10 protein-coding genes, 1 tRNA gene and 1 pseudogene are annotated in these 13,215 nt (G+C 67.1%); 5 read left to right on the top strand and 7 right to left on the bottom strand.

All coding sequences use genetic code 11. The features are described 5' to 3' along the window. Positions 1-213: 213 nt before the first annotated feature. Positions 214-2,802 carry a valine--tRNA ligase gene (gene valS, locus QM721_RS14180; protein WP_415123100.1) on the top strand — a complete coding sequence of 863 codons (2,589 nt, stop codon included), beginning with the start codon at positions 214-216 and terminating at the stop codon, positions 2,800-2,802. Beyond that, on the top strand, positions 2,799-3,266 hold the full coding sequence (locus tag QM721_RS14175; RefSeq protein ID WP_415123098.1) for a septum formation family protein: 468 nt from the start codon (positions 2,799-2,801) through the stop codon (positions 3,264-3,266). The genes valS and QM721_RS14175 overlap by 4 nt, the downstream gene beginning before the upstream one ends. A gap of 212 nt (positions 3,267-3,478) precedes the next feature. Here the strand turns inward: QM721_RS14175 and ptsP are convergent, their stop codons facing one another. Together ptsP and QM721_RS14165 are read right to left on the bottom strand one after the other, a co-directional pair. Next, complete coding sequence (ptsP, locus tag QM721_RS14170; protein WP_415123096.1) at positions 3,479-5,164, bottom strand: phosphoenolpyruvate--protein phosphotransferase; 1,686 nt, start codon at positions 5,162-5,164, stop codon at positions 3,479-3,481. Then, positions 5,161-5,430, bottom strand: a complete 270-nt coding sequence (locus QM721_RS14165) for an HPr family phosphocarrier protein (protein WP_415123094.1) — start codon at positions 5,428-5,430, stop codon at positions 5,161-5,163. Before QM721_RS14165 ends, ptsP begins: the two co-directional genes overlap by 4 nt. Positions 5,431-5,843: 413 nt before the next feature. On the opposite strand from QM721_RS14165, the gene QM721_RS14160 reads away from it, so the two are divergent. Then, positions 5,844-6,545: a helix-turn-helix transcriptional regulator gene (locus QM721_RS14160; protein WP_415123092.1), complete on the top strand. Its 702-nt coding sequence runs from the start codon at positions 5,844-5,846 to the stop codon at positions 6,543-6,545. A gap of 19 nt (positions 6,546-6,564) precedes the next feature. Here QM721_RS14160 and clpX read toward each other — a convergent pair. From clpX to QM721_RS14135, 5 genes and pseudogenes are all read right to left on the bottom strand, one after another. After that, positions 6,565-7,861: pseudogene (clpX, locus tag QM721_RS14155) on the bottom strand (ATP-dependent Clp protease ATP-binding subunit ClpX). Positions 7,862-7,937: 76 nt separating this feature from the next. Next, complete coding sequence (locus QM721_RS14150; protein ID WP_415123090.1) at positions 7,938-8,588, bottom strand: ATP-dependent Clp protease proteolytic subunit; 651 nt, start codon at positions 8,586-8,588, stop codon at positions 7,938-7,940. A gap of 8 nt (positions 8,589-8,596) precedes the next feature. After that, on the bottom strand, positions 8,597-9,229 hold the full coding sequence (locus QM721_RS14145; protein WP_415123449.1) for an ATP-dependent Clp protease proteolytic subunit: 633 nt from the start codon (positions 9,227-9,229) through the stop codon (positions 8,597-8,599). A 200-nt stretch (positions 9,230-9,429) separates the two neighbouring features. Continuing rightward, positions 9,430-10,809: a trigger factor gene (gene tig, locus QM721_RS14140; protein WP_415123088.1), complete on the bottom strand. Its 1,380-nt coding sequence runs from the start codon at positions 10,807-10,809 to the stop codon at positions 9,430-9,432. Between the two features lie 64 nt (positions 10,810-10,873). Further along, positions 10,874-10,944: transfer RNA gene (locus tag QM721_RS14135), tRNA-Gly, on the bottom strand. A gap of 131 nt (positions 10,945-11,075) precedes the next feature. Between QM721_RS14135 and QM721_RS14130 the strand changes: the two genes are divergently transcribed. Together QM721_RS14130 and QM721_RS14125 are read left to right on the top strand one after the other, a co-directional pair. Continuing rightward, positions 11,076-11,609 carry a GNAT family N-acetyltransferase gene (locus QM721_RS14130; RefSeq protein WP_415123086.1) on the top strand — a complete coding sequence of 178 codons (534 nt, stop codon included), beginning with the start codon at positions 11,076-11,078 and terminating at the stop codon, positions 11,607-11,609. A gap of 353 nt (positions 11,610-11,962) precedes the next feature. Beyond that, positions 11,963-13,114: a hypothetical protein gene (locus QM721_RS14125; protein ID WP_415123084.1), complete on the top strand. Its 1,152-nt coding sequence runs from the start codon at positions 11,963-11,965 to the stop codon at positions 13,112-13,114. Positions 13,115-13,215 lie beyond the last annotated feature (101 nt).

The raw sequence follows: 13,215 nt of genomic DNA, 5'->3' as shown, positions 1-13,215 counted from the left end.
CGTTTTACTCGATGCGTGCGACGTCGAGCCGCCGGCACCGCTGGTCAATGGCCGAAGCCCCCGATCGGCGCCCGCGTCGTGGGCTCGCCACGCTCACCACCAATGGCGTTCACCTTCCAGGTCCGGCACCCGGACGCCGGTTGGTGAACCCGGTGCCGTGCTGCGAGCTTGGCGATTGGGTAGCGACCGACCCCCTTTCGTAAGATGCAGCCCATGACCCTGTCTTCGCATCCGACCGTGCCCGCCGCGACCCCACAGCCGGGTTCGGTAGCCGTACCGGATCGTCCGGCGCTGGAGGGACTGGAGTCCAAGTGGTCCGCGACGTGGGCACAGGACGGCACCTACACCTTCGTCCGGCCGGACTCCCGCGAGCAGGTGTTCTCGATCGACACTCCCCCGCCGACGGTGTCCGGGTCGCTGCACGTCGGGCACGTGTTCAGCTACACCCACACCGACCTGGTGGCCCGCTACCAGCGGATGCAGGGCAAGCACGTCCTCTACCCGATGGGCTGGGACGACAACGGCCTGCCCACCGAGCGCCGGGTGCAGAACTTCTACGGCGTCCGTTGCGACCCGTCGGTCCCCTACGACCCGGACTTCACCCCGCCGGCCAAGCCGGACCCGAAGCGCCAGGTGTCGATCAGCCGGAAGAACTTCATCGAGCTGTGTCACCAACTCACCCAGGTCGACGAGCAGGCGTTCGAGAACCTGTGGCGCACCCTCGGACTGAGCGTGGACTGGGACAACCACCTCTACGCGACCATCTCCACCCGCTCGATCCTGATCTCGCAGAAGGCCTTCCTGCGCAACTGTGCCCGCGGTGAGGCGTACCTGGCCGAGGCTCCGACGGTATGGGACGTCACCTTCCAGACTGCGGTCGCCCAGGCCGAGCAGGAGGCCCGGGACTACCCCGGCCACTACCACCGGGTCGCGTTCCACCGTCCGGACGGCGAGAAGGTCTACATCGAGACCACCCGGCCCGAGTTGCTGCCGAGCGTGTGTGCGTTGATCGCCCACCCCGACGACGCCCGCTACACCCACCTGTTCGGCACCACGGTGACCTCGCCGGTGTTCGGCGTCGAGATCCCGGTGCTGGCCCACCCTGCCGCCGAGCCCGACAAGGGCGCCGGCATCGCGATGTGCTGCACCTTCGGCGACGCCACCGACGTGCAGTGGTGGCGCGAGTTGCGGCTGCCGATGCGCACCGTCATCCAACGCGACGGACGGCTCGCCCGGGACACCCCGGAGTGGCTGGCCAATCCAGGCCCGTACGCCGACCTCGCCGGCAAGACGCCGTTCTCGGCCCGGGCCGCGATGGTCGAGAAGTTGCGCGAATCCGGCGACCTGGACGGCGAGCCGACCCCGACCACCCGGAAGGCGAACTTCTACGAGAAGGGCGACAAGCCGCTGGAGATCGTGTCCAGCCGGCAGTGGTACATCCGCAACGGCGGCCGGGACGACGACCTCAAGCAGGCCCTGCTGGCCCGCGGCGACGAACTGAACTGGGTGCCCGACCATATGCGGCACCGCTACTCCAACTGGGTGAACGGACTGAACGGCGACTGGCTGATCAGCCGGCAGCGCTACTTCGGCGTCCCCTTCCCGGTGTGGTATCCGACCGATTCCGACGGCGAACCGGACCTCAACCGCCCGATCTTCGCCGCCGAGGATTCGCTGCCGATCGATCCGTCCTCGGACGTCCCGCCCGGCTACACCGCCGAGCAGCGCGGTATGCCGGACGGCTTCGTCGGCGACCCGGACATCATGGACACCTGGGCCACCTCGTCACTGACCCCGCAGATCGTCTGCGGCTGGGAGTCCGACCCGGAGCTGTGGAAGCTCAGCTTCCCGATGGATTTCGCCCCCTCAGCACACGAGATCATCCGCACCTGGGTGTTCGGACGGGTGGTACGCGCCCACTTCGAAGAACACCAGCCCCCGTGGAAGACCGTCGGCATCTCGGGCTTCGTGGTCGACCCGGACCGGAAGAAGATGAGCAAGTCGGTGGGCAACACCATCGTGCCGACCGACGTGCTGGAACGCTATGGTGCCGACGCTGTCCGCTGGCGGGCCGCGATGGCGCGTCCGGGCATGGATTCGCCGTTCGACGAGACCGGAATGAAGGTCGGACGCCGGCTGGCGATGAAGCTGCTCAACGCGTCCAAGTTCGTGCTCGGCATGGGCGACGGCCCGGTCGGGCCGGAGGCGATCACCGAAACCGTCGACCTGTCCATGCTGGCCGGTCTGCGCCAGGTGGTGGTGCGCGCCACCGACGCCTTCGAGGCGTTCGACTACAGCACTGCACTGGAGGTCGCCGAGCGGTTCTTCTGGTCGTTCTGCGACGACTACCTGGAACTGGTCAAGGAACGTGCCTACGGCGCCCAGGGCACGGACGCCGCGGCGTCCGCCCGCGCCGCGCTGCAGCTCGCCCTGACCATTCAGCTGCGGCTGTTCGCCCCGTTCATGCCCTACGTCACCGAAGAGGTGTGGTCGTGGTGGCAGGCCGGCTCGGTGCACCTCAGCCGGTGGCCGCTGCCCGAGGAGATCCCGGCCGGTGGCGATCCGGCGGTGCTCGCAGACCTGGCCGAGGTGCTGATGGGCATTCGGGGCGCCAAGTCGACGGCGAAGGTGTCGATGAAGACCGAGGCGAGTTCGGTCACCATCACGGGCGCCGAGCCGACGCTGTCCCGGCTGACCCCGGCGCTGGCCGATCTTGCGGCCGTGGGTCGCGTCACCGGTGAAATCGTCCTTACCCCAGCCGATCAGCCGCTCCAGGTCGCCATCGAGCTGGTCACCCCGTGAGGCGCCTGGGTGCCGGGGCGGCCTCGGCGTTGCTGGCCGGGTTGACCCTGGCCGGCTGCAGTACCGACGCACCACGCGACAACGCAGGTCAGGTGACGGCCACGGCGTCCATCGACGCGTTTCAGATCGCCCTGGGCGACTGCACCGGCCCGATGAAGGAGGGCAATGTGATGAGCCTGCAGGTGGTGCCCTGCGAACAGGAGCACTACTTCGAGGCCTACGCCCGCACCGACCTGCCCGATGGTGATTACCCGGGTGAGGACTCCGTGGCCGACAAGGCCGATTGGTTTTGCTCCGACGAGTTCAAGACGTTCATCGGCGTGACTGCCACCAAATCGGACTACGACATGTTCTACCTGTACCCGATCGAGGACTCGTGGGCGACCGGCGACCGCGAGGTGATGTGCCTGGTGGGCTCGTCCAAGGGCGGCGTCAAGGGCACCCTGAGGGGCGCCGAGAAGTAGTTGGACGGCGGTTCCGCCGTTTACCCGGGGAACGCTGATTTTCGATGGTCGAACTCGTCGAGGCCCTCGAACAAGCCCCTCCGGCAGAATGTTTCGACACGCTCAGCCAACGGTGGTTGCGTCGATCAGCATTGCCAAGGAGGAACCGTCCCCTGAACCAAAAGGAACCGTCCCCTTGGTTCAGGGGACGGTTCCTTTTGGTTCACACTGCCTCAGAGCAGATCGATCAGCACCGGATCGGCCATGCTGATCACGATGTCGCGTGCCTCCTTCGGCCCGACGGACGCCCGCGCTGCCGCGGCCATCTGCTGACACTGGCGCAGATCGTGCAGCGCCAGCGCCGTACGCACCGCGCGCACCTTGCTGGGCGCCATCGACAGGCTGGCCACGCCAAGGCCGGCCAGCACCAGGGCCAGCACCGGATCGCCGCCCGCCTCACCACACACCCCGACCGGGTGACCGGTCTTGGCGCCGCCGTCGCAGGCGTAGGCGATGATGTCGAGCAACGCCGGCTGCCACGGGTTGAGCAGTTCGGAAAGCTCGCCCTGCATGCGGTCAGCCGCCATCGTGTACTGCCCGAGATCGTTGGTGCCAAGGCTGGCGAAGTCGACCTCGCTCAGCACATCGAACGACCGCAGGGCCGCCGCCGGAACCTCGATCATCACACCGACCTTGGGCAACCCCTTGGCTCGCACCAGGCCGGCAAACCAGGCCGCCTCTTGCCGGGTGGCGATCATCGGCGCCATCACCCACAGGTCTGCACCGGTGGCCTGGTAGGCGTTGGCGAGGGCCTGCAACTGGTCGTCGAGCAGATCGGTGCGCACCGCACCGAGACGGATGCCGCGACGGCCGAGCGCCGGGTTCTCTTCATGCCCCAGATCGGCGAAGGCGAGCGGCTTGTCGGCGCCGGCGTCGAGCGTGCGCACGACAACCTTGCGGTCGCCGAACGCCTCGAGCACCTCGGTGTAGGTGGCGGTCTGCTCCTCGACTGTCGGTGCGGTGTCACGATCGAGGAACAGGAACTCGGAGCGGAACAGCCCGACCCCCTCGACATCTTGCGCCGCCGCCTTGCGGGCATCTGCCGCCGTGCCGATGTTGGCCAGCAGTGCGACCGGGTGACCGTCTTTGGTCATGCCCTTGCCGGAACCGGCCGCCAGCGCCTTCTCACGGCGGGCCTTGCGGTCGAGCAACAGTTGCTGCTCGTCGCCGCTGGGGTCGATGATGATCTCGCCGACCCCGCCGTCGAGCGCTACGGGGGTGCCGAACGGCACGTCGAGAATGCCCGCCGCCTGCACGATCGCCGGAATGCCCAACTGCGCCGCGAGGATCGCGGTGTGGCTGGTGGGCCCGCCTGCCGAGGTGATGATGCCCAGGCAGGTCTCGACCGACAGGGTGGCGGTTTCAGCGGGCGCGAGGTCGACCGCCGCCAGCACGCTGGGTTCGGTGAGCGACGGCACGCCCGGTTCGGGCTGGCCGAGCAACCGGGCGATCGTGCGGTCGCGGACGTCCTTCAGGTCAGTGACCCGCTCGGCCATGTAGCCGCCCAGCGACTCGAACATGGCGCAGTACTCGTCCACCGCTGCCGCGACGGCATTGGTGATCCCCTTGCCGGTTTGTAGCTGGGTGTCGATCGCCCCCGCCAGCCCGGGGTCGCCCGCCATCATGGCGCCGGCCTCGAGAATCGGTTTGGCGTGTGCATCGGCCTTCGCGGCCTTGGCCAATAACCCGTCGGCCACCGCCTTCAGCGTGTCCCGCACCTGCGTCGAGGCAGCAGCGGCATCGGTGGTGGGCGCCTCGTCGGACGGCGCGCTGGGCGGCGGGCTGACGATGACCAGCGGCCCGACCGCCACCCCCGCACTGACTCCGATGCCACTCAGCGTGGAGTGGAGTGCGCTCATTCGGCGTCCAGATCCCGCTCGAGCAGGGCAACCAGCGAGTCGAGGGCTGCGTCCGCGCCGTCGCCGTCGGCCGACAGGGTGACGACCTCGCCGTTCTTGGCGCCCAGTGCCATCACGCCGAGAATGCTGCGGGCGTCGACCGGGTTGCCCCCTGCCTTGGCGATGGTGACCGGCACACCGGTGGCCGTTGCGGCCTGGACGAAGATCGAGGCGGGACGCGCATGCAGACCGACGGACGAACCGATTGCGACTTCACGGGTAGCCATGAATGGAACTCCTTTGTACGTGTGGCCCAGAGGACCTGAGTGGTGACCGGGCAGGGCTTGTCTACGATCTGAACGGCTCCGGTCCCTGCCAATATATGGCGCCGCGCCACGGGCTCACAAGGAAACTCGCACGTCCGTGGGCACTTGGCACCCTTCCCGTCGATTCACCGATCTGCGGCAACCGCGTGCCGCCTGGGTGGATCGGGGCGGAATCTCGACGCTCAATGACCCCGCGCCCCTTGTTACCGAAGATGCGCGTGTGCCACCGTATTTACCCAAGCCTGTGTGGCTCCTGTGATCAAACAGGAGGAGCTGCGATGATTGACACTTGCACTATTGCCCGAAGGGACCAGCAGGTGGCTCGGGATGAGACGCGTCTGACGCACGCCGATCCAGCTGGGGTCGTCCTTGACATGCTGTGCGAGGTCATGCACGCCCTCACCCTGGGGTGCCCTGCCGACGACATCGTCTGCCGCCACTTGGGCCGCGCGCTGGGTGCCGACGCCTCGGTGACCTTTGCAATCGCGCCCGACCTGTCACCTTCGGTCGTCACCCTCTACCCCGAGACCGCCGAATCACACGCCGTTGGGCTGCAACTGCTCGCACGCGGGCTGCAGTCGGGCGAAGAACAATTTTGTGTCGAGTACATCGAGGGAATCGGGCACGTGGCGTCGATGTCCATTCAACCCCTCGCCCCGCAGCACCGGGGCCAGTCGTCCGGCCACGGCCGCGTGCTGATCTATGCGCGCAGGGTGCCGTTCGACGCCGGAGACCGGCTGCTGCTCGACCGGGCTCGTGACGCCCTGGTGGCCCTATGGCCGCACGCCGAACGCTCCATACGTGCCCACCAGGCGAAGGAATGGGTCCGCGAGACGGTGGACGAGACCCGCATGACCGAGCGTGAGTTGCAGGTGCTCAGCCTGCTGGCCGAAGGGTTGCTGGCCACCTCGATCGCATCGCGGCTGCGGCTGTCGCCACGCACCGTGCACAAACATCTGGGCAACATCTACCGCAAGCTCGGCGTACACGACCGGCTGGTGGCGGTGAGCCTGGCCCGCTTGCAGGGCCTGGTCGACAGTTACCCCTCGAGCCCGAGCAGCCCGATGCACGAATAGCTGGGCTGAAGGCGTCGGGTCAGGCGCTCTTCTCGCGCCGGTCGGTGCGAGCGACCTGCGCCCGCGACACCAGCGTGGGCGCGACCCCATCACGCACCACGTCTTCGGTGACCAGCACCCGCGCCACGTCGTCGTCACTGGGCACGTGGTACATCACGTTGAGCAGGATCTCTTCAAGAATCGAGCGCAGGCCGCGCGCACCGATGCCGCGGTGCAGTGCCATCTCGGCCACCGCACCGATCGCCTCTTCGGTGAACTGCAGGTCGACGCCGTCCATTTCGAACAGCTTGCGGAATTGCTTGATCAGCGCGTTCTTGGGCTCAACCAGAATGCGGACCAGCGCGGTGGAGTCGAGCGAGGCCACGGTTGAGATCATCGGCAGCCGGCCGATGAACTCGGGGATCAGCCCGTACTTGTGCAGGTCTTCGGGACGGACCTCTTCGAACGGGTTCGCCGAGGCCGGCTTGCGGACGGCGGCGTCGTTGTTGAAGCCGAGCGGGCGCTTGCCGACCCTGGCGTTGACGATCTCTTCCAGCCCGGCGAAGGCACCACCGACGATGAACAGGATGTTCGTGGTGTCGATCTGAATGAAGTCCTGGTGCGGGTGCTTGCGGCCGGCCCTGCGGCGGCACCGACGCGGTGGTGCCCTCGAGGATCTTCAGCAGCGCCTGCTGCACGCCCTCGCCCGACACGTCGCGGGTGATGGACGGGTTCTCGCTCTTGCGGGCCACCTTGTCGATTTCGTCGATGTAGATGATGCCGGTCTCGGCCTTCTTGACGTCGAAATCGGCGGCCTGGATGAGCTTGAGCAGAATGTTCTCGACGTCTTCGCCGACGTAGCCCGCCTCGGTGAGGGCCGTTGCGTCGGCCATTGCGAAGGGCACGTTGAGCATCCGGGCCAGGGTCTGGGCCAGGTAGGTCTTGCCGCAGCCGGTGGGCCCGATCAGCAGGATGTTCGACTTGCCCAACTCCACCGATTCTTCTTCGGCGGCGCGGCGGCTGGGGGTGGTGTTGGCTTGAGCCTGTACCCGCTTGTAGTGGTTGTAGACGGCGACGCTGAGCGCCTTCTTGGCCACGTCCTGCCCGATCACGTAGGAGTCGAGGAACGAGCAGATCTCGCGCGGCTTCGGCAGATCGTCGAGCAGGCCCACATCGGCGGCCTCGGAGAACTCCTCCTCGATGATCTCGTTGCACAGATCGATGCATTCGTCGCAGATGTAGACACCCGGACCAGCGATCAGCTTCTTGACCTGCTTCTGGCTCTTTCCGCAGAACGAGCATTTGAGCAATTCGGACGTCTCTCCGATTCGTGCCACGACCCCCTCCTTTCCGTGCACGCCACCCTAGCCCGCTGGCGAGCATCCGCAAGGGACGCGCGCCAGCAACGCGAGGTCAGGCGTTGGCGTCCTTGAGCGAAGTCAGAATGGCGTCGACGATGCCGTACTCGACGGCTTCCTCGGCGGTCAGGTACTTGTCGCGCTCGATGTCACGCGAGATCTTCTCGACCTCCTGACCGGTGGCTTCGGCGAGCATGCCCTCCATCAGCGACCGGATGCGCAGGATCTCGCGGGCCTGGATCTCAAGATCGGAACTCTGCCCGTAGCCGCCCTCGGTGGCCGGCTGATGAATCAGGATGCGGCTGTTCGGCAGCGCCAGCCGCTTGCCCTTGGTGCCTGCGGCCAGCAAGACCGCGGCCGCCGATGCGGCCTGGCCCAGGCAGACCGTCTGCACGTCGGGCTTGATGTAGCGCATGGTGTCGTAGATCGCGGTCAGCGCCGTGAACGAGCCACCGGGGCTGTTCAAGTAGATGCTGATCGGTCGTTCCGGGTCCATCGACTGCAGGCACAGCAACTGGGCCATCACCGCGTTGGCGATGTCGTCGCTGATCGGGGTGCCCAGAAAGATGATCCGGTCTTCGAACAGCTTGGTGTAGGGGTCGACGCGCCGAACGCCGTAACTGGTGCGCTCCTCCCACTGCGGAATGTAGTAGTCCATGGAGGGACCGGCGGGAGCCAGTCCACCGGGCAGGGCGGGCATGGTCATGGCTGGCCTCACTGGTTGGGCGAATCGGTGGAGATCTGGGCGGCGCGTTCGTACACGTGGTCGATGAACCCGTACTCGAGCGCCTGTTCGGCGGTGAACCACCGGTCGCGATCCGAGTCGGCCTCGATCTGTTCGACGCTCTGCCCGGTGTGCTCGGCGATCAGGTGCGACATCGTCTTCTTGATGTGCAGCGACTGCTCGGCCTGAATGCGAATGTCGGACGCCGTGCCGCCCAGGCCACCGGACGGCTGGTGCATCATGATCCGCGCGTGCGGCAGCGCGAACCGCTTGCCCTTCTGGCCGGCGCTGAGCAGGAACTGCCCCATCGACGCGGCCAGACCCATGGCGACGGTGGCCACGTCATTGCTGATCCACTGCATAGTGTCGAAGATCGCCATGCCCGAGTCGACCGAGCCACCCGGGGAGTTGATGTAGAGGTAGATGTCTTTGTGCGGATCTTCGGCGTTGAGCAGCAGCATCTGGGCGCAGATGGCGTTCGCGTTCTCGTCGCGCACCTCGGAACCCAAGAAGATGATTCGGTTGGCCAGCAGGGCCTGGTAGACCGAATCGTTGATACCGGCCGGACTGATACCGGCCGCGGCCCGCAGCGGTGCGGCGGCCGTGAATGGCAGGGGTCGCATCTCGTTCACGACGCCGAACCTATCGGGCGGCGGCGACAAACCTAAGGGCATCCGCGCGCTGTTCGCTGACGGCGCAGCCGGGCGGCGCCCCTCCTCGTCCGGCTCACCGGCCCCACAACGCAACGTAGCTGCCCGGGGCACGTGACTGCCTGGGTTACAGGCGGCCACGTGGCCCCGAGCAGCTACGTGAGAAGTGCCGGTCAGGCGTTGGCCGGCTGCGCGTCGTCCGCGTCGGCCTCGGTGGGCTCTTCGCTGTCGATCGCCTCGGGCTTCACGTCGACCACCGCGCCGGCCTCGTCGGTCACCGTGGCCTGTTCCAGCACGAGGCTGAGCGCCTTGTTGCGACGGATCTCCTGCATCCAGGCAGACATGTGGTTGTGGTCCATCATGTGCTGCAGTTCTTGCTCGGGTGAACTGCCGTTGGCCTGCGCCTTGCGCACGATCAACTCGGTCAGTTCCTGCTGCTCGACCCCGACCTCGTTGCGGTCGGCGATGGCGTCGAGCAGAATCTGCGCGCGCAGGCCCTGCTCGGCCCGTGAGTCGACCAGTGCCCAGAACTCGTCCGGCGTCGAGGCCTCGTCGTCGGCGGACTCCAGGTAGCGCTCCAGGGTCATCCCGGCGCGCTTCAGTTGCTCGTCGATCTGGCTGCGCCGGGCCTCGGTCTCGTTGGCCAGCAGCTTGGCGGGCAGTTCGAACTCGACCTTGCCGACCAGGTCTTCGAGCACCTTGTCGCGCGCGTCGTTCACCTGGTCGTAGCGCAGCATCTGGGCCACGCCGCCGGCCAGGTCGGCCTTCATCTCTTCCACGGTGTCGAACTCAGACACTAGCTGGGCGAAATCGTCGTCGAGGTCGGGCAACTGCTGCTCTGACACCTTGCTGACGGTGACATGAATGTCGGCCTGCTCACCGGTCAACGGGCCGCCGACCAGGGTGGAGCTGAAGTCGGCCGACTCCCCCGCCTTCAGGCCGGTGACGGCCTCGTCGAGACCGTCGAGCATGCCGCCCGACCCGATGGTGTAGCTGATCCCCTCGGCGGTGGCGTCCGGCAGCGGGTCGCCGTCACGGGTGCCGACCAGGTCGATGGTGACGACGTCGCCCGCGGCGGCCGGGCGCTCCACCTCGGTGCTGGTGGCGAACCGCTCGCGCATCACGGCGATCCGGTTGTCGACCTCGGCGTCGAGATCGACCAGCACCGGCACGGTGGCGCTCAAGGTGCTGAACGCGGGCAGCTCCAGCTCGGGGCGCACGTCCACCTCGGCAACGAACTCAACCAGGTCGCCGTCGTCGAGCTTGGTGATCTCGACCTCGGGATCGCCCAGCGGAATCAGCTTGTTGGCCTCGATCGCCTCGCCGTACGCGGTCGGCAGGGCGGCGTTGATCGCCTCCTGCAGCACCATGCCGCGGCCGAACCGTTGGTCGATCACGGCCGAGGGCACCTTGCCCTTGCGAAAGCCGGGAATGGTGACGCTCTGCGCGATCTCGCGGTAAGCCTTGGTCAGGTGGGGCTGGAGGTCACTGAACGGGATCTCCACGGTCAGCTTCACCCGGGACGGGTTGAGCTGCTCGACGGTGCTGGGCAACGTGATGCTCCTGGTGGTCGTTGGTGTCTGTTGTCGTCGGTCTGGTGGTGCGGTGGTGAACCGGAGCGGATGACGGGAATCGAACCCGCGTAGCCAGTTTGGAAGACTGGGGCTCTACCATTGAGCTACATCCGCAAGAGTCACCAGCGTAGCGGGCGCCGCCCGGTGCGGCCTAAACGCCGTAGTCCCGTGAGCGTGCGGCGCCGTGGCCCGGCACGATAGACCCGGTTCGTGACAGCGGCCACGATCGGTGCTGAACTGACCCAGTGAACGAGCCCGAGGTGCGGCTGCGTCCGTTGCGCGCCGGCGACGCCGCGGACGTACTGGCCGCGTTCACCTCTGCCGCCGACATGGCACCCCAGGGCGATGTGACGAGCCTGGCCGCCGCCACCGCGTATGTGCGGCGGCTGCGGGAGCGGCATCACCTGGCGTTCGGGGTGATCTTCGGCGACCACGTCGTTGGCGCGGTGGGCATCACCGTCGACCACGCCAACCGCAACGGGTGGCTCTGGTACTGGCTGCACGCCGACTACCGCGGCCGCGGTTGGGCCTCGCGAGCTACCGCGACCGTGGCGGACTGGGCTCTCACCGATGGAGGACTCCAGCGGCTCGAGTTGGGCCACCGAGTGAACAACCCGGCCTCGGGCAGAGTCGCGCAAGCGGCCGGCTTCGTCTGCGAGGGCCTGCAGCGGCGCAAACTGCTGCTCAACGGTGAGCGCATCGACGTGCTCAGCTACGGACGACTCTCCGACGATCCCTGGCCGGCCTACCAGCCGCTGCCGTTGTCACTGCCGTTGTGACCGCAATCACCGCTGACTCATCGCTGGTCGAGCCTGTCGAGACCTCGACCTGAGCCCTCTGACTAGGGGTTTCGGCGCACAACCGGCGACGGTTGCGTTGATCAGCGCTTCCTGTTCGAGGTCTCGACAAGCTCGACCAACGAGAAGAAGACGCATGGTCGAGGTCTCGACAAGCTCGACCAACGAGAATCAGCGATTCCCGAGGGGCCGAGAACATGCGTGGCGCGCACACGGTGCGAGCCGACGTCGCGCCGAACGTCATAATGAATGCGCGCCGCGCCCCCAGGACCGGCCGCCCCAGCCCGGCCGCCGTGCCGGTGCACATTCAGCACCAAGGCCAGAAAGCACCAGCAGTGACCGACTTGAACCAGGCGTCGCAACCCGATCATGAGTTGCCCCGCCCGATTGGCACACCCACCCCCGAGACGGACCAGAAACCGCAACCGAGGTCTGGCCGTGCGCTGTTCGCCAAGCTCAACCCGGAGGCCCTGAAGGCGGCCTGGGTGGGCCGGTTGGTGATGATCGTGCTGGCCGCGCTGCTGGTGATGCTGATCGGGCGGCTGATTCGCCGGATCGACTGGGCGTACGTGTGGGCGGCGCTGAGCCAGTTGTCGTGGTGGCAGCCGGTGCTGTTGTTCGTCATCGTGTTGCTGCGCCAAGTCGCCAACGGGGCGCCGCTGATGTACAACATTCCCGGCACCAGCCTGCGGCAGGCCGTCATCTGCGACATGGCCGCCGCCACCATGGGCGTGCTCGCCCCGCCACCGTCCGAATCGGGGTTGCGGATCGCCATGTTCCGGTCGTGGGGAACCGCGATCTCGGTGGCCGTGTCTGGCGCGGTGCTCAACTCGGTGACATTCTTCTTGATCCGCTTTTCGGCTCCCCTGCTGGGGTTCATGATTGTGGCCGTGGCCGGACGACCCCTCGGGTTTCGCTGGCTCGACGTGTTCAGCCTGCTGATCGCTGCCGTGCTGTTGGTCGGCGTGCTGCTGGTGGTGCGCTCGACGAACCTGGCGCGCTGGGTCGGGCGGCAATCGGGGCGACTGGTGCGACTGGTGCGGCCCGGGGTCGATCCCGAAGCATGGGCGGACACCTGCGCCGACTTTCGTCAGGACGTGGCCGGCCGGTTCGGCTACGGCTTTCCACGCTCGCTGTTGGCCAACCTGGTGATGCTGGTGCTGGACGTGCTGATCTTGTTCCTGTCGCTGCGCTTCGTCGGGCTCACCCCCGAACAACTGCCCGCCGCCGACATTCTGATCGCCCACCTGTTCGCGTTTCCGCTGACCGCTTTTCCGATGTCGGGCATCGGGGTAATGGACGCGGCCGCGCTGGCGTCCATGGTCGAGGCCGGAGGCCCCGGCATCACCGAACGTGTCCTCGCCGGCCTGATCATCTGGCGGGTATTCACCGTGCTGTTGGTGTTCGGCCTGGGCCTGATCGCCCTGGTGGTGTGGCGCCGGTCCGGCGCCACAGCCACCCCCGACGACGAGCCTGCCGCCGGTTGAGCTTGCCGAAACGCCTAGGGCGGGCACTGTGTCCGAGGTCTCGACAAGCTCGACCGAGGATGCTGAGGTCTCGACAAGCTCGACCGACCATGCTGAGGTCT

Origin of the sequence: Micropruina sp., from assembly GCF_047602085.1 — a bacterium.
GTDB lineage: Bacteria > Actinomycetota > Actinomycetes > Propionibacteriales > Propionibacteriaceae > Micropruina.
Note: the sequence above shows the minus strand (reverse complement) of the source record. Positions and strands in the feature narration are given on the sequence as shown.